Source organism: Caulobacter sp. Root487D2Y, from assembly GCF_001427165.1.
GTDB lineage: Bacteria > Pseudomonadota > Alphaproteobacteria > Caulobacterales > Caulobacteraceae > Caulobacter.
In genome coordinates this window covers 608,118-628,776 of record NZ_LMFD01000010.1, presented here as the reverse complement: position 1 = coordinate 628,776, position 20,659 = coordinate 608,118, and the positions used below count along the sequence as shown (strand labels likewise).

The window sequence follows — 20,659 nt, the reverse complement described above, 5'->3', positions numbered from 1 at the left end:
TATGGCGCTGTCAGGCATGACCGGCTTCGCCCGCGTCGAGGGCTCGCACGGGGCCTGGTCGTGGGCGGTGGAGGCGCGCAGCGTCAACGGCCGCAATCTGGAGACCCGCTTTCGCGGCCCGCCGGGCTTCGAGAGCCTGGACCGCGCGGCCCGCGACGGGGCCCAGGCCCGCTTCCAGCGCGGCCAACTGACCGTCAACCTGCAGGCCAAGCGGATCGAGGCCCAGGCGGCCGTCCAGATCAATGTCGAGATGATCGAGCGCTACCTGAAGGCCGGCGCGCCCTATGTCGCCACCGGCATGGTCGCCAAGCCGTCCCTGGACGGCCTGCTGGCCCTTCGCGGCGTGATCGAAGCCCGCGAGGAGGACGAAGCCGCCGAGGATCGCGCCGAGGTCGAGGCCGTCATGGCCGCCACGATCGGCCAGGCCCTGGACGGGCTGAAGGTCGCGCGGCTGGAGGAGGGCGCCGCCCTGGCCCCCATCCTGGCCGGCGCGGTCGACCGGATCGAGGCCCTGACCGTCCTGGCGTCGCAGGAAGCCGCCGGCCAGCCGGCCGTGCTCAAGGACCGCTACGCCCGCAAGCTGGCCGAGCTGATCGGCGAGGCCGCCTCGGAGGAGCGCATCGTCCAGGAAGCCGCCGCCATGGCCGTGAAGGCCGATGTCCGCGAGGAACTGGACCGATTGGCCAGCCACGTGGTCGCGGCGCGCGCCCTGCTGGCCGCCGACGCGGCCGCGGGCCGTCGCCTGGACTTCCTGTCCCAGGAGTTCATGCGCGAGGCCAACACCCTCTGCAGCAAGTCGGCGCTGTCGGCGCTGACCGCGCACGGCCTGGATCTGAAGGCCACGATCGAGCAATTCCGGGAACAGGTTCAGAATGTCGAATAATCCGCATGGACGCACGCGCGGCCTGCTGCTGATGGTCGTGGCGCCGTCGGGCGTGGGCAAGACCTCGCTGACCCGCCGCCTGGTGGCCGACCACAACGACCTGCACCTGTCGATCAGCGCCACCACCCGCGAGCCGCGTCCGGGCGAGCACGACGGCCGCGACTACCATTTCGTCAGCCACGACAAGTTCCAGGTGATGATCCAGGACGACGCGTTCCTGGAATGGGCCGAGGTCTACGGCAACCACTATGGCAGCCCGCGCGGGCCGATCATGGAGGCGCTGGACCGCGGCGAGAGCGTGCTGTTCGACATCGACTTCCAGGGTGCGATGAAGGTCCACAAGCAGGCCGGGCAGGACAGCGTCCTGGTCTATATCCTGCCGCCGTCCCTGGCCGAGATGAGCCGCCGCCTGCACGCCCGCAGCCAGGACAGCGAAGAGGTCATCCACCGCCGCCTGGCCCGCGCCAAGGACGAGGTCGCCGCCTGGGAGCAGTTCGACTACGTCATCCTCAACGACGACTTCGACAAGGCCTATTCGGACCTGGCCCACATCTACCACGCCGAACGCCAGAAGCGCTCGCGCAACCCGTGGATCGGCAATCTGGTGGCGGATCTGCTGAAGGAAGAGATTTGAGGCTTTGCCCGTTCGGGCGGTCGCAATTGGCCCAGGTCCGTACTTTGGGCGTGCTTGAAGCTTGACCAGTGGCTATCGTGCCTCGTGTTTCGGGGGGCGTTATGTCTAGAGTTGTCGTTGTCGCGCTGGCGTTCGGTCTCGGCGCGTCCACAGGGTGCGTCTCCAGCGCTCGGGCCGAGGACGGCCCCGCCATCGCGCCCGTTCCGGCCTGGGTCAAGCCGGTCGAAATCCCCAATACGCCGCAGGACGCCGCCGACGGCGCGCCGATCAAGATCGTCGTCCTGGATCGCCAACTGAACTTCGGGCCCGACGGCGATGCCTCGTACGGTGAGAGCGTCATGCGGATCCAGACGGTCCAGGGCCTGAGCGCGGCTGGAATCTTGTCATTGAGCTGGCGTCCGGGTGTGGACACCCTGGTGGTCCACAAGGTGCACATCCTGCGCGGCGGCCAGGTCATCGACGTCCTGGCCCGTCAGGCCTTCACGGTGCTGCGGCGCGAGAACAATCTCGAGTTCGCCATGCTCGACGGCGTCCTGACCGCCACCCTGCAGCCGGAGGGCCTGCAGGTGGGCGACGTGATCGACATGGCCTTTACCGTGACCCATCGTGATCCGGTGCTGAAGGGTCATGCCCAGGAGGTGCTGTCGGGCCTGTCGAGCTTCGACGCCCAGCGCATCCAGGTCCGGGCGATCTGGACCAAGCCCAGGCCGGTCGCCTGGCGCGCGTCGCGGGACTCCGCCTCGCTGAAGTCCAAGCGCCTGGGCGACACGACCGAACTGACCATGGACCTGCGCGACGTGAGGGCCGAACGGATTCCGGCCGACGCGCCAGACCGGTTCAAGCGAGGTCGGGAACTGGAGTTCAGCGACTTCGTCAGCTGGGAAGAGGCTTCGGCTCTTTTGTCGCCCCTGTTCGCCAAGGCGTCGGTCTTGCAGGCCGGTTCGCCGCTGAAGGCCGAAGTCGCCAAGATCCGCGCCGCTTCCAACGATCCGCGCGTGCAAGCGGCGGCTGCCCTGGCCCTGACCCAGAACCAGGTCCGTTACGTCTATCTGGGCATGAACCAGGGCGCCCTGACGCCGGCCGACGCGGACGTCACCTGGATCCGGCGGTTCGGCGACTGCAAGGGGAAGACCGCGCTGTTGCTGGCCTTGCTGGGCGAACTGGGCGTCCAGGCCGAGCCGGCCCTGGTCAGCGTCGGCGAGGGCGACGGCCTCGAAACCCGCCTGCCGGGCCTGGCCTCGTTCGACCACGTGATCGCGCGCGCCGTGATCGACGGCAAGGTCTACTGGTTGGACGGCACGCGGATGGGCGACGGCGCGCTCGAGGACCTCAAGGTCCCTGACTATCACTGGGCTCTGCCGGTGCGGCTTTCTGGGGGTCAGCTGGAACGGCTGACGCCGACGCCGCTGACCGAACCCGAGGGGGATTCCAGCCTGAAGCTGGACGCCTCCGGTGGGCTCGACGCGCCCGCGCCGGCCCGGGCCGAGATCGTTTTCCGCGGTGACGCCGCCTATCAGCTGAACGCCTCCATGGCCGGTCTGCCCGCTGCGGAACAGGACCGAGGCATGCGCGAATACTGGTCTCAGCAATACGACTTCATCGTCCCGAAATCGGTATCCGCCACCTACGATCCCAAGACCCGCACCGAGCGCCTGATCCTGGAAGGCGAGGCGAAGATGGGCTGGTACGACAGCGACAAGGGCGGCCGGCGCTATGAGCTGGACGGCGCGTCACTGGGTTGGAAAGTCGACTACAAGCGCGAGCCGGGCCCGTATGCCGACGCGCCGTTCGCGGTGGCGCATCCGATCTTCACCCGGGCTCGGGAAGAGATCGTCTTGCCCAACGGCGGCGCGGGATTTGTCATCGACGGCGCGGACGAGGACCGCACGGTCGGCGGCGTGAAATTCGAGCGCCGCACCAAGATCGACAAGGGCGTACTGACGATGACCGCCGATACGCGGTCCGTGGGGCCGGAGTTCCCCGCCAGTGAGGCCAAGGCGGTGTCCGACGGCTTGGCGGCGCTCAAGGCCGTGCAGGTCTATGTGCGCGCGCCCGCGGGCTATCTTCCCACCCAGAAGGAAACGGAGCTGCTGCTGACGCACGAGCCGACCACGGCTGACGCGTTCGTCGACCGGGGCTCCCGGTTGCTCGACCAGCGCGAATACGACCGGGCGATCGCTGACTTCAGCAGCGCCCTGGCCCTCGATCCGAACAACGTGCTCGCCTACGCCGACCGCGGGGTCGCCCACGCCTGGAAGGACGAGGTCGAAGCGGCGACGGCGGATTTCGATTCGGCGCTGCGACTGGATCCCCGAAGCTGGGTGGCGGTGCAGGGGCGGGGGATACTCGCGGAACGGCGCGGTGACTATGCCGAGGCCGTCGTTGCCTACGGGCGGACGATCGACCTGCACTCGGGCGGGACCTTCGCCTTGCTGCATCGCGCTCGCGGCCATCGGGTGCTGGGTCACGACGATCTGGCCCTGGCCGACACCGCCGAGATCCTGAAAATCTCCCCAAACAACCTGAACGCCCATGCCCTGCGCGCCGAGATCTTCCAAGCGCGGAACAAGCCGGACCTGGCGATCGCCGAGGGTGATGCGGCCGCGGCCGCCAATCCGGACAACACCAGCGCCCAGGTCTTCCGGGCCGGCCTGCTGGCCCGGAACGGTCGTCCCGCCGAGGCCGAAAAAGCCTATGCGGCGGCGCTGGCGCTCAAGCCCGAAGCCTGGATCCATCTGGCCCACGCGGGCTCGCGCGATCCCAACGATCAGGCTGGCCGCCTGTCCGACATCCTGGCCGCGCTCAAGCTGGAGCCGGACAATGTCGGGGCCGGCGTGATGCATGCTCGGTTGATGACCCAGATGGGCCGGCACGACGAGGCGATCGCCGAACTCGGCAAGCTGTTGCGCAAGACCAAGGACAAGCCCCCGATGTTGCTGGAGCGGGCGACCGCCTACGCCAAGGCCGGCCGGACCGACGCGGCGCTGAAGGATTTCGCGGCGGTTCGCGTGGCCGCGGTCGGCAACGGCGAACTGTTCAACAACCTCTGCTGGACCCAGGCCACCTTGAACCTGGCCCTGGACGCGGCGCTGGGCGATTGCGATGCGGCGCTGCGTCTGAAGCCGCACGAGGGCGCCTTTATCGACAGCCGCGCCTTCGTGCTGCTGCGGCTGGGGCGGCTCGACGAGGCGCTCCAGGCCTATGACGAAGCGCTTAAGCTGCGACCCGGCCAGGGCGCGTCCTTGTATGGTCGAGCGCTGACGCGCCTGCGCAAGGGCATGGCGGTGGAGGGAGCCGCCGATCTGGCCGAGGCCCGCGCCGTCGATCCCAAGCTGGACCAGCAGTTCGCCGACTATGGCCTGGCCGCGCCCGCGGGAGGGGTCAGCCGGCCATGACCGACCGCGCCAAGGCCTGAAAACCTTCGACGGGGATCGTCTCGGCCCGCGCGTCCGGATTGATCCCGGCCTTCTCGCACAGCGCGCCGCCGCCGAGGCCCTTGAGGCTGGAGCGCAGCATCTTGCGGCGCTGGCCGAAGGCGGCGGCGGTGACCTTTTCCAGGGCCGCGACCATCGCCTTGTCGGGCGCGGGCTCCAGCGGGACCAGGCGCACCACGGCCGAGGCCACCTTGGGCGGCGGGGTGAAGGCCCGGGCCGGCAGGTCCATGACCACCTTGGCGGCGCAGACCGTCTGGGAGACCACGGCCAGGCGGCCATAAGCATCGTCGTCGACATCGGCGGCGATGCGGTCGGCGACCTCCTTCTGGAACATCAGGGTCATCGACAGCGGCCGGAACGGGCCGGTCAGCCAGTTGATCAGCAGCGGCGTGCCGACGTTGTAGGGCAGGTTGGAGACCATGTGGGCCGGACCGCCGGCGATGGCGGCCATGTCGACCTTCAGGGCGTCGCCCTGGACGATGGTCAGCCGGCCTTCGGCGGCGGCGGCCAGGTCCTCGAGCAGCGGGATGAACCGCTTGTCCATCTCCACCGCCACCACCCGCGCGCCGGTCTCCAGCAGGGCCCGGGTCAGGCCGCCGGGGCCGGGACCGACCTCGATCACCACGTCGCCTTCGCCAACCTCGGACAGACGGGCGATCTTGCGGGTGATGTTCAGGTCCAGCAGGAAGTGCTGACCGAAGCTCTTGTTGGCCAGCAGGTCATGCTCGGCGAGAACCTCGCGGAGCGGCGGCAGGTCGGCGAGGGTGGGCGAAGTCATGTCGAGATGCTCTGGTTCGCAGGTCTTGGACCGCAATCCTCGTCCCCTAAAACTGTCCGGGCGACAAGCTCAGGATGAGGATTTCTACTGAACGGCCTTCGCCATAGCCCTCATCCTGAGCCTGTCGAAGGACGAGGGCGGTTCACCGTCGTTTAAAATTGGATCTGGATCGCTCAGGCGATGGCGCGGCGGTCGGCGATCTCGGCCGCCAGGCGGATGGCGGCGATCAGGCTGTCGGCCCGGGCCAGGCCCCGACCGGCGATGTCGAAACCCGTACCATGGTCGGGCGAGGTGCGCACGATCGGCAGGCCCAGGGTGATGTTCACCCCGGCCCAGAAGTCCAGCATCTTGACCGGGATCAGGGCCTGGTCGTGATACATGCACAGCACCGCGTCGTAGGTGGCGCGGGCCTCGGCGTGGAACAGCGTGTCGGCGGGGGCGGGGCCCTTGACGTCGACGCCCCGCTCGCGAAGGGCGCGGACGGCGGGCTCGATGATCGCCGCCTCCTCGCCGCCCAGGGCGCCGCCTTCGCCGGCGTGCGGGTTCAGGGCCGCCACCGCCAGGCGCGGAACGGCGATGCCGAAGTCCCTGCGCAAGGCCTCGGCCGTCACCAGGCCGGCGTTGACGATGGCGTCGATCGAGAGGGCGGCGGGCACGGCCGACAGCGGCGTGTGGATGGTCACCAGGGCGGCGCGCAGGTCGCGGGCCGCCAGCATCATGATCGGACCGTGCGGCGGCTGGCGCTCGCCCACGTGAGTCAGTTCGGCCAGGAACTCGGTATGGCCGGGAAAGGCGAAGCCGGCGTCGTAGAGCGGAGCCTTGGCGATGGGAGCGGTGACTAGGCCGGCCACGGCGCCCGACAGGGCCAGGCCCGCTCCGGTCTCGATCCAGCGGATTACCTGGGCGGCATGGGCGCTGGACGGCTGGCCGGCCACGACGGGCGACTGCAGCGGGATGTCGAGGACCGGCAGGGCCTCGCCGAACACCTTGATCGCCTCGACGGGGCCGGTGACGGCGCGGACCTTCACCCCCCCGCCGGCCGAGGCCAGCAGCTGGGCGTCGCCCACCACCATGAACGGCGGTCCCTCGGCGCGCAGGGCCGACCAGGCCTTGGCGATGATCTCCGGCCCGATGCCGGCGGGATCGCCTGCGCTCAGGGCGAGGGCCGTGGTCTTCACCGGGTCTCGATGGTCGCCGAGTTGCGCAGGTCTCGCAGATAACGTTTGGAGATCAGCGCAAGCTGTTGGCCGCGCAGGCGATTTTCGATCTGATCGTGGCTCGGCGCCTGGGCGCCCGACTGGCGCTTGCCGCAGACGGCGATCAGGTGCAGCCCGGCGTCGGTGCGGATCGGGTCGGAGACCTGGCCGACCTTGAGGCTGTTGGCGGCTTCCTGGAAGGCCGGCGCCAGGTCGGTGATCTCGGCCTCGCCCAGATCGCCGGCCACCACGCCGTCGATCTTGCCGGCCGTGGCCTCGAGGGTTTCGCAGCTGGTGAGCTTGGGCTTCAGATCGACCAGCAGCTTTTGGGCGGCGTCGACCTGCGGCTGGGCGGCGTCCTTGGGCAGGGCCACGGCGACCTGCTTGAGATCGACCAGGGCGGTCTTCGCCCCTGAGCGCTTTTCACGCAGATAGATGATGTAGACGCCGTCGCGCACCGGGATCGGGGCCGACAGCTGGCCGGGGCGCAGCTGCTCGAGCGCGGCGTCGACCTCGGGCGGCATTTCGCCGGGGCTGATCCAGCCCGCGTCGCCGCCGTTGGCCGCGGTCGGCGAGGCCGAGAACTGGCGGGCCACGGCCGGGAAGGGCGCGCCCTGCTGCATCTGGCTGACCAGCTGCTTGGCGCCGTTCTCGGCCACTTCCATGCCGCCGACGCGCCCGGCGTCGATGAACACTTCGCTGACCTGATACTGCGGCTTGCTGGCGGCTTCCGCCTGGCGGCGTTCGAAGGCCTTGATCTGGTCGTCGCCGATCCGCAGGCGCGAGCCGTACCGGCCGCTGATCCAGGCCTGCCAGCTGCTGTCGGCGCGGATCTGCGCCTTCCAGGTGTCGATGCCCACGCCCTGGGCCTGCAGCGACTGGGTCAGCTGCTCGGGGGTCATGTTGTTGCCCCGGGCGATGTCCTGGATCTGCTCCTCAATCTCCTTGTCGGTGGAGATGATCGTGATCTTCTGAGCTTTCTCGACCCGGCGCAGTTCCTGCATCTGGACATGCTCGTCGATCAGCGAGCGCAGGGCTTCCTGCTCCAGCTGGGGCAGGTTCTCCTGGGTCGGCTGCATGCCCGACGTCACCATCAGCAGGCGCATGCGCTGCATCAGGTCGTAGCTGGAGATGATGTCGTCGTTGACGACGGCCGCGACGCTTTCCGACAACGGATTGACGGGCCGGGCGGCCGGGGCCGCGGGCGCGTCCACCGTCGGCGCGGCGGGGGCTTCCTGAGCTTGGGTCGGCAAACCGAAGCCCGCCACGGTCAAGGCGAGGATGGAGGCGGCGCTGGCCGCCAGGGTTGTCACGCTACGCGCAGACCGCATCGGTATTGTCGTTCCTCTAGACGCGTCCAAAGGAAGGCGCGCGCTTAACCGCGCGTCCCCCGACGCGATGACATTCTAATCGCTGTACAGTGTGTCGCCCAATGTGGCGAGCGTTAGGCGCAGCACCACGGATTGATCGGCTCGCAATTTCAGGCCGTTGACGGTCTGGGTGTAGCGATCCTCGTTCTGGTAGATGACATCCACGCGGACGCAATCGTCCTTGTAGTAGACGCCAAGATCGCGGCGGGTCCAGGACCACTTGCTGTCCTTGGCCGGAAGGCCGAAGGCGCGGGCGTCCTGATAGGATAGCCGTCCCAGGGCGGTCACGCCCCAGTTTTCACGGATCTTGTAGTCGCCGACGAAGTCCAGGTTCTCCTGGCGGAAGCCCGACGTGTCCTTGTTGTCCTTCAGGTAGCGCAAGGACAGGAAGCCGCGGGTGACCGAGGCGTCGACGCCGGCCTCCAGGCGGTTGAGCTTGCTGGTGTCGTCGTCGAAACGGGCGCGTGTGAAGGCGGTGACCCCGCGGATCGGCGTGATCGTGGCCGCCACGATCCAGTCGGAGGCCTTCTGATCCAGCCCCGCGCGGGTCGGCATCAACGGATCGACCTTGGTGCGCAGGCTACGGCCCAGCAGCACGCTGCCGCCCCGATTGTCGGCGAACTTCACCGTGGCGCGGCCACCCACGTTCATGCGGGTGCCGCCCTCGTAGAGGTCGAAGCCGGGCGACTTGTTGACGTCGAACAGGTTGGTTTCGTCGAGCTCGAAGTTGGTGCTGTCTTCGTTGAAATAGACCGGATTGCCGGCCGCGTCGCGGGCGACGATGATCGGCACGCGCGAGCTGTTGGAGCCGGCGGCCAACTGGACCAGGGGCTCCAGAACGACGCTGCCGCCGCCCTTCAGGGGCTTGAACATCGGCAGGCTCAGGTCGACCCCCGCGACGCCCAGGCCGCGCGAATAGTTGATGTTGGTGGTGTTGTCGCCAAGCGCCATGGCGGTGGGCGCCAGGAAGACGTCCTCCACGCGATAGGCGTCGCCCCGCGCCTGGGCGAACGGTTCGACGCGCAGGCCCGGCCCCAGGATCATGCTGGCGCGCCAGTCGCCCTCGATCGTGCCGCGGACGGAATCCACCCCGGCCGCGCCCTTGTAGCCGGGGTAGGCGTAGGGCGGTTCGCCGAACTGGGATTCCGACCGGGTCAGCACCACGCCGGAGCCGTTGAGGCGAAGGCGGCCGCCCAGGATGGGCGATTCAGGCTCCCAGCGCCCCTCGACCAGAGGTCCGATCAGCGGGAAGGCGCCGCTGTTCTCGAATTGATTCGCCAAGCCGGCGGAATTGACCTGCACGACGCGCAGCCCCTGCACCGAGATCATCGAGGCCGAGAAATAGGACCGGTCCGACTGGCGGGTCGCATAGATCTGCGACATCAGGCGATGGTCGTCGGCTGTGTATTGTCCGCGCGTCTGATAGACGTCGCCGATGTCGTAGTCGTCGAAGATCAGCGCTTGCGACGCCCGCTCGGCGGTGAAGCCCCACTTCCACTGCTCGTTGATGTCGAACGAGCCCTTGGCCAGGATGTAGCTCTTGGCCGTCGCCTCGCCGAAACGGTCGCCGTGGTTGTCGAAGTCCTTGTCGTAGGTGCCGCCGACCCGCGCCTCGACATAGCCCGAATAGAAACGCTTGCGGTATTGGGCGTTCAGGAACGGGTTAACTTTCGTGTTAAATTGGGGGGTTACGACCAAATCCTGAGACGGTGAAAGCACGAACAGATACGGCTGCTGGTAGACCAGGCCGCGCTTCTTGGAGATGCCGATCTTGGGCACCAGGAACCCGGAACGGCGCTCGGTCTGAGGATCCGGATGCCAGAAGACCGGCAGGTACATCAGGGGCGCGCCGAACATGCGGATCGTCGCGCCGTGGTAGTAGACCAGGTGCTTGTTCTTGTCCTGAACCACCTTGTCGGCCTGGATGCTCCAGGTCGGCTTGGGCTTTTCGGCGCACACCTCGCAAGGCGTGTAGATCGCCTTGTTCAGCTCGGTGATCTGCTCGTTGCGACGCACGGCGCTGTCGGCGGCGATCTTGATGTTCTTGTCCAGGCGGGCCGAGAAGCCGCGGGCGAAGCCGGCCTTCAGGTCCTTGTCCATGGTCATGTCGTTGGCGAACTGGGCGGTGCCGTCGGCGTTGATCAGGGTCACATGACCGTGGGCGGTGACCACCTCGGTCTTGGTGTCGTAGACCACCTCGTCGGCGCGCAGGGTGCGGCCCTGGTAGCGCGCCTCGACGTCGCCGCGGGCGATCATCTTCTGATTGGCGTCGTCGCGGATCAGAAGGTCGGACTCCAGATAGTAGCCGGTGTCGCCCAGGCCGTCGTCGACGGCCGGAGACGGCGCGGGGGCGGCCGGGATCGTGGCGAGCGGTTGCTGCGCCTGCGCCGAGCCGGCCAAGGCGAGCCAGGCCGCTCCGGCCAGCAGGACCGCGCGGCCCTTCTCTGTCGCCCCCCAGCGAAGCTCCAACATCAACGACCTCGATCCCGACACAGACTCAACCATCCTCGGTATAGCAAAGCAGCGTCAGTCCCGCCAAAAGCGCTACAATCGGCGGCGTCCACGCGGCCATGGCCGGTGTGAGCACATCGGCCTTGCCCAGTGCGCCACACAGCTCGTTAAAGAAGAAGAAACCAAAGCCCAGCGTCACCCCGGCGCCGGCCAGGCCCGCCAGCCCGCCCAGCCGCATCAGCCGCAGCGAGAAGGCGGCCGCCAGCACCGACATCGCCGCGAACAGCAGCGGCGTGGCCAGCACCTGCTGCAGCCGCAGTCGGAAGGGAATCGACGAGAATCCCGCCGCCTCGGTTCGCTTGATGGTTTCGGGCAACCGCCAGACGGCGATGGCCTGGGGATTGTTGAACCGCTCGGACGCGGTGCGGTCGTCCAGGTTGGACGGCCAGGTGGTGGTCTCCGAGCGGATGGCCCCGGCGCCCGGCATGGCCACGCGCACGCCGTACAGACGCCAGAAACCGGGCTCCAGCCGGGCCTCGTCCGCCTCGATGCGCTGCGCGAACTGCAGGGTCCCGTTGGGCTGCACCGCATAGACGAACAGCGACACGCCGTGCAGGCGCACCGAGCCGTCGACCTGGTCGCGCGCCCGGGCGCGAATGACCACTTGGTTCTTTTCGTCGCCCTGGCGCAGCCACAGGCCCTTGGGCGCCGACTTCAGATAGCTCTCCATCAGCGCGTTGCGCGAGGTTTCGAACTGGGCGCTCATGGCCGAGGTCAGCGGATTGAGCAGGGTCAGGGTCACCAACCCCATCATGAAGGCGGCGACGGCCGCGGGCATGATGAAGCGCCAGGCCGAGACGCCCGCCGCCCGCATGGCGATCAGCTCGCTGCGCCGGTTGAGGCCCACGAACGCGCCCAGGGTTCCGAACAGGAAGATGAAGGGCGTCAGCACCAGGATCGTGGCGGGGGCCTGCAGCAAGGTGAGGAACAGCAGCTGGGCGAACCCGACCTCGGCGCGGGTGCCGACGTTCTTGGAAATGTCGACGAAGGCGATCAGCATGACCAGCACGCCGACGACCGCCAGGGCGGCCGCCAGACCGCCCAGGGTCTTGCGCAGCACATAGCGCTCGATCATGCCGACGCCGATCATAAAGCCCCCAGCGGCTGGAGGTCGTCGCGCGAACCGATCGCGATGTAACGGGTGACCTTCTGACGGAAGATCTGGCTCAGGCCCCACCAGATCGCCGCCAACGGCAAGGCGTACTGCAACGGATTGAGCCAGACGTCATTGTCGCAAGCGGCCTTCACGCCGAAGCCCAGGATCTGGACCATGGCGGCGGCCGCGCCGACGACCGCGATCCGCTTGCCATAACCCATTCGGCTGAACGACCCGCCGATCACCGCGGCCACGGCCATCGACATCATGGCCAGGTTGTAGAGCGGGCTGGCCAGGCGCCAGTGACCTTCCGCCAGCAGTTTTTCCCGGTTCTGCCGCTCCCACTCCTGGGTGAGATCGGGGAAGAACAGTTCGTGCGGATAGCGGTCGCCGATCTTGTAGTGCAGCAGCTCATCGCTCTGGAACAGCGAGCTGAGGTCGAAGGTGTACTCGTCCCAAGACAGGTACTGCAGCACCCCTGAACTGGAGAATTCCTGGTTGGAGCCCTTGCGCAGGACCAGCACCGGCAAGCCCTTGCGTTCGGCGATGACGCCTTCGCGGGCGGTGTAGGTGATGGCGCCGCCGTTGGCCTTTTCCTGATGGATGAAGAGGTTGTGGATGACCTGGTCGCGATCGATCGTCTGGGCGTAGACCGTCAGGCCCGGCCCCGGCTCGGTGAACTCGCCCGGACGCACCAGGGTCGAGGCAAGATCGGACTTGATGTCGAAGAAGGTTTCGCGAATCGCCCGCGAACTCCACGGCGCGGCCCACAGGCTCATGACCAGGGACAACAGGGTGGCGAACACGGCCAGGCGCGCGGCCGGCGAGATCACCCGCCAGCGGCTCATGCCGCCCGCGAAACAGACCACGATCTCCTGCTCGGTGTGCAGCCGATTCAGGGCCACGAGGGTGGCCACGAACAGGGCGATCGGCAGAATCATGCTCAGCAGCTGGGGCAGGGCCAGGGCGATGATCTTCAAGAACACCGTCGCGCTCTGGCGCTGCTCGATCAGGACATCGAACTCCGAGAGGCTGCGCGCCAGCAAGGCGAGCGCCACCAGGGCCAACGTCGCCAATAGCGTCGGGCCCAGAAGCTGGCGGAAGAGGTAGCGTTCGATCAGGCGCATCGACGTTGGAGCTGGGAACCGACGGGGAGGGAAAGAAGCGGAGTCGCGCGGCGCGTCCCCAGGGAAGGCTCCCTTCTACACGGCGTGTTCGCGTGCGCACAACCGCTCAAGTCAGGCGAGAAAGCGGCGGTCGACGGCATTCGGCGGACGCCGCGCCGACGCCCCAGACGATTGGTGCTTTTCTTCGGTTCAGGTTTGCGTCAATCCAACGGGCTGAAGGTCCTGCTAGGGCTCCACCGGTTTTCAGGAGCGCGTCATGCGTATCGAGTTCGTCACCGCCGACACCCAGGCTGGCGCCAACGCGGCCCTGGCCGTCCTGGCCTACGAGGCCGCCGCCCTGTCGCCCGAGGCCAAGGCCGTCAACGAGGCGACGGGCGGCGCCCTGGCCCGCGCCGTCGCCGGCGGACGTTTCACCGGCGCCAAGGGCCAGACACTGGACCTGATCGCTCCGGCCGGCCTGGAGGCCGCGCGGGTGCTGCTGGTCGGCGTCGACGGCGACGGCGCGATCGAGCCCGAGACCGTCGAGATGGCCGCCGGCCAAGCCTTCCAGGCGCTGAAGGCGTCCGGCGTCACCGAACTGGTGCTGAAGCTGGGCGGCGGCGACGCCGAGACGGCCGCCCGCGCGGCCTTCGGCGTCAAGCTGGCGGCCTATCGTTTCGACAAGTACCGCACCACCGAAAAGGCCGAGAAGAAGCCATCGGTGAGCGTGGTCAAGGTGGCCGCCGCCGATCCGGCCAAGGCAAGGAAGGCCTTCGCCAGCCTCGAACCCGTCGCCGACGCCATTCTGTTCAGCCGCGATCTGGTCTCCGAACCGGCCAACATCCTGCATCCGGAGGAGTTCGCCGCCCGCGTGAAGGGCCTGGAGAAGCTGGGTCTGGAAGTCGAGATCCTCGGCGAGGCGCAGATGGCCAAGCTGGGCATGGGCAGCCTGCTGGGCGTGGGGCAGGGCAGCCGGCGCGAGAGCCAGCTGGTGGTGATCAAGTGGACGGGCGCGGCTGACAAGTCGGCCCAGCCCGTGGCCTTCGTCGGCAAGGGCGTCACGTTCGACACCGGCGGCATTTCGATCAAGCCGGCCGAAGGCATGGAGGACATGAAGTGGGACATGGGCGGCGCCGCCGCGGTGACCGGCGTCATGCACGCCCTGGCCGGCCGCAAGGCCAAGGTCAACGCCATCGGCGTCCTGGGCCTGGTCGAGAACATGCCGGACGGCAACGCCCAGCGTCCTGGCGACGTGGTCACCTCGATGTCGGGCCAGACCATCGAGGTCATCAACACCGACGCCGAGGGCCGCCTCGTGCTGGCCGACGCCCTCTGGTACTGCCAGGACCGCTTCAAGCCCAAGTTCATGGTGGATCTCGCCACACTGACCGGCGCGATCATCATCTCGCTGGGTCACGACCTGGGCGGTTTGTTCAGCAACAACGACGGCTTGTCGGAAAAGCTTCTGGCCGCCGGCAAGGCCGAGCGCGAGCCGCTGTGGCGCATGCCGATGCCGGCCGCCTATGAGAAGCAGATCGAAAGCCCGATCGCCGACATGAAGAACATCGGCGGCCGTCCGGCCGGTTCGATCACCGCGGCGTTGTTCCTGCAGAAGTTCGTCAACGGCGTGCCGTGGGCCCACCTGGACATCGCCTCGGTGGCCTGGAAGAAGCCCTCGACCGATCCGACCGTCCCGGACGGCGCGGTCGGCTTCGGCGTGCGCCTGCTCAACCGCCTCGTGGCGGACGCCTACGAAGGCTGACCTTGACCGCCGCGCTCTGCGACATCTGGTTCTACCACCTCGAGCGCAGTCCCTTGGAAGAGGTGCTGCCCGGGCTGCTGGAAAAGACCCTGGGGCGCGGCTGGCGGGCCCTGGTGCGCGGCGGCGATCCCGCCCGCCTGCGCGGCCTCGACGCCCATTTGTGGACCTGGCGGGAGGACAGCTTCCTGCCGCACGGCCTGGACGACGAGCCGATGGCCGACCGCCAGCCGGTGCTGCTGACCGACAAGCTGGACAACCCGAACGGCGGTCAGGCGTTGTTCCTGCTCGACGGGGCCGAGCCGGGCGATCTTTCGGCGTTCGAACGCTGCATCCTGCTGTTCGACGGTCGCGACGAGGAGGCCTTGCGCCTGGCGCGAGGTCGATGGAAGGCCTTCAAGGGCGCGGGCCATCCCGTGTCGTACTGGCGCCAGGGCGCGGAACGTGGATGGGAGAAGCAGGCATGAAGCGACTCGTACTGACGGGGGTGGTGCTGGTCCTGGCCTCGTGCTCCAGCGCGCCCGAACCGGCGCCCATGCCGCCGCCGAGCACGCCCACCGCGCCGCCGGCCATCGCCCTGCCCAAGGCGCCCGAGCCCGACAAGGACCAGTGCGGCCTGAAGGACGCCCAGGCTTTCGTCGGGAAGAACCGCTCAGAGCTGCCGGCCGCCGTCGATCCCTCACGCTGGCGGGTCGCCTGCACCACCTGCCCGGTGACCATGGACTACCGCGCCGACCGGCTGAACATCCTGTTCAACCCCGATACCGGCGTCGTCCAGCAGGTCAAGTGCGGCTAAGCCCGCCGCTGGCACGCAACGCATAGTCGGTCACGGGGCGAAGTGGCAGCGTCGCTGTCATGCGATCCCTTATCCTGACCGCGTTCCTGACGATGGTTCTAAGCGGCCTGGGCTTGCTGTCGGGGATGCGCCAGGCGGCCGTCCCGCCGCTCACCGACCGCGTCGAGGCGGGGACCCGGTAAGGCCCGGCCCGCCGCGCGCCTTGGCCTGGACAACGTTGTCATCGGCGACCTAAAGTGGCCTGACCAGTTCGCCCGCCAGAGGCGACGTGGGGAGGTTGCCAAGATGAAAGCCCTGTTCGCCGCCGCCGCCGCGTCGCTCGCCTTGCTCTCCGCCGCCGCGCCGGCCCAGGCCGACGGCTGGCTGAAGGCCAAGGACAAGCGGATCGTCGACGAGACGGGGCGGCCGGTTCTCCTGCGCGGCATGGGGCTGGGCGGCTGGATGCTGCAGGAAGGCTACATGCTCAGGCTCGGCGAGTTGGGCCGGGGGCAGGAGCACGTGATCCGCGCCGAAACCGCCAAGCTGGTCGGCGTCGAGCGCGAGGCGGCGATCCACCAGGCCTGGCTCGACAACCACACCACCAAGGCCGACATCGACGCCATGGCCGCCATGGGCTTCAACTCGGTGCGCCTGCCCATGCACTACGGCCTGCTGACCCTGGCCGCCGACCAGGAGCCGGTGGCGGGTCAGGACACCTGGAAAGAGGACGGCTTCAAGCGCATCGACGACCTGCTGGCCTGGACCAAGGCCAACGGCATGTACCTGATCCTCGACCTGCACGCCGCGCCGGGCGGGCAGGGCGCCGACCTGCCGATCGCCGACCGCGATCCGTCCAAGCCCTCGCTGTGGCAGAGCCCGGAGAACCGCCGCAAGGTCGTGGCCCTGTGGCGCAAGCTGGCCGCCCGCTACAAGGACGAGCCGGCGATCGGGGCCTACGACCTGCTGAACGAGCCCAACTGGGACTTCGACGGTCCAGGCGGGGATTACGGCTGCAAGGACGAGAAGCAGACGGCCCTGTGGGACTACTACAAGGCGCTGACGGCGGCGGTGCGCGAGATCGACAAGCGCCACATGATCATTCTCGAGGGCAACTGCTGGGGCAACAACTACAAGGGCCTGCCCGCCGTTTGGGACGACAACCTAGCCCTGTCGTTCCACAAGTACTGGAACGCCAACGACGAAGCCTCGATCGCCACGGTTCTGAAGCTGCGCGAAGAGACCGGCCTGCCGCTGTGGCTGGGCGAGAGCGGCGAGAACTCCAACGCCTGGTTCCGCGACGCCATCGCCCTGGTCGAGAGGCACGAGATCGGCTGGGCCTTCTGGCCGCTGAAGAAGATCGGCTTCAACCAGCCGCTCGAGGTCACGCCCAACCCCGGCTACGCCAAGCTGGTCGACTACTGGACCAGGAAAGGCCCCCAGCCGACCGCCGACGAGGCCTATGCGGCCCTGATGACCCTGGCGTCGCGCGACGTCCGGTTCGAGAACACCCTGCAGCATCCCGACGTGGTCGACGCCATGATCCGCCAGCCGCACGACGACACGACGCGGCCGTTCAAGGATCATCGGATCGGCGCCAAGGGCGCGGCGTTCGCCGCCGTCGACTACGACCTAGGCGCCCTGGGCCAGGCCTATGCCGACAAGGACACCGCCAACTATCACGTCTCGACCGGCGGCCAGCGGACCCTGTGGAACAACGGCCGAACCTATCGCAACGACGGCGTCGACATCGCCCGCGAGGCTGACGCAAGCCCCTACGTCGAGGATTTCATCGCCGGAGAGTGGCTGAAGTACACGGTCGTGGTCGAGAGGGCCGGGACCTACGCGCTGACGGCGTCGGCGCGGGCGGCGGGCGAGGGCGGCAAGCTGTCGGCGACGGTCGACGGCGGGGCGAGCGACGGCCCGGTCCCGGTTCCGACGGGCGCGGCCTGGGCCGAGGTCCAGTTGGGCAAGACCGCCCTGCTCGCCGGACGCAATGTCATGGTCCTGCGGTCAGACGGCGGTCCGGTTCTGGTCAAGACCGTGAGGCTCGCTCCCCGCTAGGTCGAGCTCGCGCAGGCGTCGCCGCCAGCGCGGATCGCTGTCCTGGGTCAGGCCGAAGATCTGCAGGAAGCCCACGGCGGCCCGGGGCGGCGCGATGGGGGCCGCCATGATCGTCAGGACGGGCGGGGCCACGGCCTGCACCATCAGCGGCGCCACGGTCCAATGCTCGGGCCAGGCCATCACCTCGACGCCGGGATGGGCCTTCAGGTGCGGGCAATGCTCCAGCGAGCGCTTGACGCAGGCGTCGTGCAGGGGCGCGATCGAGCCGGCGTCGATGACGATCCGTTCGTTGCCCACGGCCGGGGGCAAGGCCATGCCCAGGCCCTTGGCGCGCAGCAGGCCGGCGGGCACGCGCTTGGCGATCTGGGTCCAGCGGTCGCCCGCGATCGTGGGTTCGCCGCACATCGGGCACAGCATCCGGCCGACGGTCTCGCGCTGGCGGCGGAAATGGTTCAGCGAATATTGCGGTTTGCCCAGTCCGGGCCGCTCGGCCTGGCAGACGGCCAGACGGCCGCCGACGGTCGGGCAGGGGCGCACGCCCAGGCTCTCCTCGTCGCTCCAGCTGGTGACCCAGGGCACGTCGACCCCGACCTTCAATCTTGAGTCTCGCGGCTTGGATTTTTGCGGCATGAGCGCCCCCCGATCGCCGACAGCATGGACCGGGGTCGGCGCGAGGTTAAGTCCCGAAGCGCTAGCGGGTTCCCACGCCCGGGAACAGCGCCGGCTCGCCGTCGAACACGCCCAGATAGCCCAGCTCGCTGAGCAGCGGGGTCATGGTGTCGGCGTAGTCGTCGGCGTGCTTGAGCAGCGGCGCGGGGCGGCCGAGCTGGTCCTGCAGGCGATAGACGGTCCACATCTTGCCGCGCGGAGCCGGGGCGCCCGGCTGCAGGAAGCGGTGCTCCCAGCCGACCAGGGCCGGCGCCCGGCCGATCTCGACGTCGAACGGGCGGTCGCGGAACGCCAGATCCATGTCCAGGCGCATGGCGTCGGCCAGGCGCTGGTCCAGCCATTGGCCGAAAGCCGCCAGGACCGAGTCGGCCGACAGGCCTTCCGGGTTGGCGACGATGTGATTTCGGGACGCGGTTCCTGAACTCATGCGTGCAGGAATACGCTCCGGGATCTCACATATTGGCTAAGAGACGTGGTTTAGGCGCGTTTACCCTAAACCAAGCCCGGCTCAGGCCTCCGCCGCCGCCAGGTCTTCCGCCAGCGCCATCCACGTCGCCTCGGCCTCGTCCAGCTTGGCCTTGGCGTTCTCGCGGCGCTTGGTCAGCTCGGCGACCTTGGTCGGGTTCTTGTAGAGCTGCGGGTCGGCCAGCTGGGCGTCAAGCTCGGCGACCTGGCGGGTCTGGCGAGTGACGACCTGCTCGGCGGCCTCGATCTTGCGCTTCAGGGGCTCGATGGCGACGGTCTTCTTGGCCGGCGCCGCGGCCGGATCGGCCTTGGCCGGCTCGCGATCGACCTGGGTCGGCTTGACCGCCTGCTTGGCGCGGTCGAGCACGAACTTGGCGTATTCGTCCATGTCGCCGTCGAACGGTTTGACGGTGCCGTCGGCGGCCAGCCACAGGCGGTCGGCGACCAGTTCCATCAGGGAGCGGTCGTGGGTGATCAGGATCACCGCGCCCTCGTAGTCGTTCAGGGCGTCCAGCAGGGCGCGACGGCTGTCGATGTCCAGGTGGTTGGTCGGTTCGTCGAGGATCAGCATATGCGGCGCGTCCATCGCCACCATGTTGAGCAGCAGCCGGGCCCGCTCGCCGCCCGACAGGTTGGCGACCGTGGTCTCCTGCTTCTCGAAGCCCAGGCCGAACTGGGCCAGTTTCGAGCGACGCGAGGATTCCGAGGCGTCCGGCATGGCCCGGCGAATGATCTCCAGCGGGGTGTCGACCGGGTCCATCGCCTCGATCTGGTGCTGGTGGAACCAGCCGACCTTCATCTTGCGGTCGCGATGGAACTCGCCCGACTGCACGCCCAGCGCCCCGGCGATCATCTTGGCGAAGGTCGACTTGCCCGCGCCGTTGACCCCCAGCAGGCCGATCCGGTCGTCCAGGTCCATGCGCAGGTTGAGGTTCTTGAGGATCGCGCGGCCTTCCTCGTAGCCGACATTGGCGCGCTCCAGACGGATCAGCGGCGGCGGCAGCGGGCGCGGCGGCGAGGGCAGGGTGAACGGGGCGACGCGCTCCTCGATCGTGGTGGCCACCGGCTGCATCTTGGCCAGACGCTTCATGCGGGACTGCGCTTGCGCCGCTTTGGAGGCCTTGGCCTTGAAGCGGTCGACGAAGGCCTGCAGGTGGGCGCGCTCGGCGTCCTGCTTGGCCTTGGCCGACAGTTGCAGACGGGCCTTCTCGGCGCGGCGCTGCTCGAAGTCGTCGTAGCCGCCGGTGTAGAGCTCCAGCTTGCCGCCGGCCAGGTGCAGCATGTGGGTGCAGCTGTTGTTCAGCAGCTCGCGGTCGTGGCTGACGATCAGGGCGGTGTGCGGGTACTTCTGAAGGCGGGCCTCCAGCCAGAGCGCCCCTTCCAGGTCCAGATAGTTGGTCGGTTCGTCCAGCAGCAGCATGTCCGGCTCGGCGAACAGGGCCGCGGCCAAGGCCACGCGCATGCGCCAGCCGCCCGAGAACTCGGCCATCGGCCGGGCCAGGTCTTCCTGGGAGAAGCCCAGGCCGACCAGGATTTCCGACGCCTTGGCCGGGGCGGCGTCGGCGTCGATCTCGATCAGCCGGGCCCAGATCTCGCCCATGTCCTCGGGATCGGCGGTGTCCAGGCTGGTCAGCAGCGCGTGCCGCTCCTCGTCGGCCTCCAGCACGGTCTCCAGCAGGGTGAAGGGGGTGGCCGGGTGCTCCTGGTCCACCGAACCGATCCGCGCGCTCTTGGGCAGGCTGATCTCGTCGTCGCCGGCGTGCAGCTGGCCGAGGATCAGCTTGAACAGCGTGGACTTGCCCACGCCGTTGCGGCCGATCAGCCCGACCTTCGCGCCCGGCGGCAAACTCACGCTGGCGTGGTCGAAGAACTTCCGACCCCAGGCGTTGAAGGTCAGGTCTTTGATCTGGAGCATATGATTT

At 68.4% G+C, this 20,659-nt stretch carries 17 protein-coding genes; 8 read left to right on the top strand and 9 right to left on the bottom strand.

Features of this window, described 5'->3' with window-relative positions:
• Nucleotide 1 precedes the first annotated feature (1 nt).
• The 3 genes from ASD38_RS12770 to ASD38_RS12760 all read left to right on the top strand — a co-directional run bounded on the left by ASD38_RS12770 (nucleotide 2) and on the right by ASD38_RS12760 (nucleotide 4,912).
• Nucleotides 2-883 carry a YicC/YloC family endoribonuclease gene (locus ASD38_RS12770; protein WP_056460432.1) on the top strand — a complete coding sequence of 294 codons (882 nt, stop codon included), beginning with the start codon at nucleotides 2-4 and terminating at the stop codon, nucleotides 881-883.
• On the top strand, nucleotides 873-1,517 hold the full coding sequence (gene gmk / locus ASD38_RS12765) for a guanylate kinase (protein WP_056436719.1): 645 nt from the start codon (nucleotides 873-875) through the stop codon (nucleotides 1,515-1,517). Before ASD38_RS12770 ends, gmk begins: the two co-directional genes overlap by 11 nt.
• Before the next feature lie 101 nt (nucleotides 1,518-1,618).
• On the top strand, nucleotides 1,619-4,912 hold the full coding sequence (locus ASD38_RS12760; RefSeq protein WP_056460429.1) for a tetratricopeptide repeat protein: 3,294 nt from the start codon (nucleotides 1,619-1,621) through the stop codon (nucleotides 4,910-4,912).
• Here the strand turns inward: ASD38_RS12760 and rsmA are convergent.
• From rsmA to lptF, 6 genes are all read right to left on the bottom strand, one after another.
• On the bottom strand, nucleotides 4,899-5,729 hold the full coding sequence (rsmA, locus tag ASD38_RS12755) for a 16S rRNA (adenine(1518)-N(6)/adenine(1519)-N(6))-dimethyltransferase RsmA (protein WP_056460428.1): 831 nt from the start codon (nucleotides 5,727-5,729) through the stop codon (nucleotides 4,899-4,901). The genes ASD38_RS12760 and rsmA overlap by 14 nt on opposite strands.
• Nucleotides 5,730-5,902: 173 nt before the next feature.
• Nucleotides 5,903-6,907, bottom strand: coding sequence for a 4-hydroxythreonine-4-phosphate dehydrogenase PdxA (gene pdxA / locus ASD38_RS12750; protein WP_056436729.1), 1,005 nt, complete (start codon nucleotides 6,905-6,907; stop codon nucleotides 5,903-5,905).
• On the bottom strand, nucleotides 6,904-8,256 hold the full coding sequence (locus tag ASD38_RS12745; protein ID WP_056436732.1) for a peptidylprolyl isomerase: 1,353 nt from the start codon (nucleotides 8,254-8,256) through the stop codon (nucleotides 6,904-6,906). Before ASD38_RS12745 ends, pdxA begins: the two co-directional genes overlap by 4 nt.
• Nucleotides 8,257-8,331: 75 nt before the next feature.
• Nucleotides 8,332-10,767: an LPS-assembly protein LptD gene (locus ASD38_RS12740; protein ID WP_156390696.1), complete on the bottom strand. Its 2,436-nt coding sequence runs from the start codon at nucleotides 10,765-10,767 to the stop codon at nucleotides 8,332-8,334.
• Nucleotides 10,768-10,792: 25 nt separating this feature from the next.
• Nucleotides 10,793-11,896, bottom strand: coding sequence for an LPS export ABC transporter permease LptG (gene lptG, locus ASD38_RS12735; RefSeq protein WP_056436737.1), 1,104 nt, complete (start codon nucleotides 11,894-11,896; stop codon nucleotides 10,793-10,795).
• Entirely contained in the window at nucleotides 11,893-13,029 is a 1,137-nt protein-coding gene (gene lptF, locus ASD38_RS12730; protein ID WP_056436740.1) for an LPS export ABC transporter permease LptF, read from the bottom strand. Before lptF ends, lptG begins: the two co-directional genes overlap by 4 nt.
• A 256-nt stretch (nucleotides 13,030-13,285) precedes the next feature.
• Between lptF and ASD38_RS12725 the strand changes: the two genes are divergently transcribed.
• The 5 genes from ASD38_RS12725 to ASD38_RS12710 all read left to right on the top strand — a co-directional run bounded on the left by ASD38_RS12725 (nucleotide 13,286) and on the right by ASD38_RS12710 (nucleotide 17,603).
• On the top strand, nucleotides 13,286-14,770 hold the full coding sequence (locus ASD38_RS12725; RefSeq protein ID WP_056460424.1) for a leucyl aminopeptidase: 1,485 nt from the start codon (nucleotides 13,286-13,288) through the stop codon (nucleotides 14,768-14,770).
• Between the two features lie 2 nt (nucleotides 14,771-14,772).
• Nucleotides 14,773-15,234 (top strand): DNA polymerase III subunit chi, encoded by a 462-nt coding sequence (locus ASD38_RS12720; protein ID WP_056436746.1) that lies wholly within the window; start codon nucleotides 14,773-14,775, stop codon nucleotides 15,232-15,234.
• A complete protein-coding gene (locus tag ASD38_RS12715) occupies nucleotides 15,231-15,563 on the top strand; it encodes a peptidase inhibitor I78 (RefSeq protein WP_056436749.1) in 333 nt (110 codons plus the stop codon). Before ASD38_RS12720 ends, ASD38_RS12715 begins: the two co-directional genes overlap by 4 nt.
• 59 nt (nucleotides 15,564-15,622) lie before the next feature.
• Nucleotides 15,623-15,745 (top strand): hypothetical protein, encoded by a 123-nt coding sequence (locus ASD38_RS24900; RefSeq protein WP_268760967.1) that lies wholly within the window; start codon nucleotides 15,623-15,625, stop codon nucleotides 15,743-15,745.
• A 103-nt stretch (nucleotides 15,746-15,848) separates the two neighbouring features.
• Nucleotides 15,849-17,603 carry a cellulase family glycosylhydrolase gene (locus ASD38_RS12710; RefSeq protein WP_056460423.1) on the top strand — a complete coding sequence of 585 codons (1,755 nt, stop codon included), beginning with the start codon at nucleotides 15,849-15,851 and terminating at the stop codon, nucleotides 17,601-17,603.
• Here the strand turns inward: ASD38_RS12710 and ASD38_RS12705 are convergent.
• The 3 genes from ASD38_RS12705 to ASD38_RS12695 all read right to left on the bottom strand — a co-directional run bounded on the left by ASD38_RS12705 (nucleotide 17,553) and on the right by ASD38_RS12695 (nucleotide 20,652).
• Complete coding sequence (locus ASD38_RS12705) at nucleotides 17,553-18,233, bottom strand: hypothetical protein (RefSeq protein WP_056460421.1); 681 nt, start codon at nucleotides 18,231-18,233, stop codon at nucleotides 17,553-17,555. The genes ASD38_RS12710 and ASD38_RS12705 overlap by 51 nt on opposite strands.
• A gap of 61 nt (nucleotides 18,234-18,294) precedes the next feature.
• On the bottom strand, nucleotides 18,295-18,699 hold the full coding sequence (locus ASD38_RS12700; RefSeq protein ID WP_056436756.1) for a hypothetical protein: 405 nt from the start codon (nucleotides 18,697-18,699) through the stop codon (nucleotides 18,295-18,297).
• Nucleotides 18,700-18,780: 81 nt separating this feature from the next.
• Nucleotides 18,781-20,652: an ABC-F family ATP-binding cassette domain-containing protein gene (locus ASD38_RS12695; protein WP_056436759.1), complete on the bottom strand. Its 1,872-nt coding sequence runs from the start codon at nucleotides 20,650-20,652 to the stop codon at nucleotides 18,781-18,783.
• Nucleotides 20,653-20,659 lie beyond the last annotated feature (7 nt).

Coding starts and splice junctions, on each gene's coding strand:
- gmk (WP_056436719.1), top strand. CDS start 873: ATGTCGAATAATCCGCATGGACGCACGCGCGGCCTGCTGCTGATGGTC.
- ASD38_RS12710 (WP_056460423.1), top strand. CDS start 15,849: ATGAAAGCCCTGTTCGCCGCCGCCGCCGCGTCGCTCGCCTTGCTCTCC.
- ASD38_RS12725 (WP_056460424.1), top strand. CDS start 13,286: ATGCGTATCGAGTTCGTCACCGCCGACACCCAGGCTGGCGCCAACGCG.
- rsmA (WP_056460428.1), bottom strand. CDS start 5,729: ATGACTTCGCCCACCCTCGCCGACCTGCCGCCGCTCCGCGAGGTTCTC.
- ASD38_RS12705 (WP_056460421.1), bottom strand. CDS start 18,233: ATGCCGCAAAAATCCAAGCCGCGAGACTCAAGATTGAAGGTCGGGGTC.
- ASD38_RS12715 (WP_056436749.1), top strand. CDS start 15,231: ATGAAGCGACTCGTACTGACGGGGGTGGTGCTGGTCCTGGCCTCGTGC.
- ASD38_RS12745 (WP_056436732.1), bottom strand. CDS start 8,256: ATGCGGTCTGCGCGTAGCGTGACAACCCTGGCGGCCAGCGCCGCCTCC.
- ASD38_RS12700 (WP_056436756.1), bottom strand. CDS start 18,699: ATGAGTTCAGGAACCGCGTCCCGAAATCACATCGTCGCCAACCCGGAA.
- ASD38_RS12695 (WP_056436759.1), bottom strand. CDS start 20,652: ATGCTCCAGATCAAAGACCTGACCTTCAACGCCTGGGGTCGGAAGTTC.
- ASD38_RS12740 (WP_156390696.1), bottom strand. CDS start 10,767: ATGTTGGAGCTTCGCTGGGGGGCGACAGAGAAGGGCCGCGCGGTCCTG.
- lptG (WP_056436737.1), bottom strand. CDS start 11,896: ATGATCGGCGTCGGCATGATCGAGCGCTATGTGCTGCGCAAGACCCTG.
- ASD38_RS12770 (WP_056460432.1), top strand. CDS start 2: ATGGCGCTGTCAGGCATGACCGGCTTCGCCCGCGTCGAGGGCTCGCAC.
- lptF (WP_056436740.1), bottom strand. CDS start 13,029: ATGCGCCTGATCGAACGCTACCTCTTCCGCCAGCTTCTGGGCCCGACG.
- ASD38_RS12760 (WP_056460429.1), top strand. CDS start 1,619: ATGTCTAGAGTTGTCGTTGTCGCGCTGGCGTTCGGTCTCGGCGCGTCC.
- ASD38_RS24900 (WP_268760967.1), top strand. CDS start 15,623: ATGCGATCCCTTATCCTGACCGCGTTCCTGACGATGGTTCTAAGCGGC.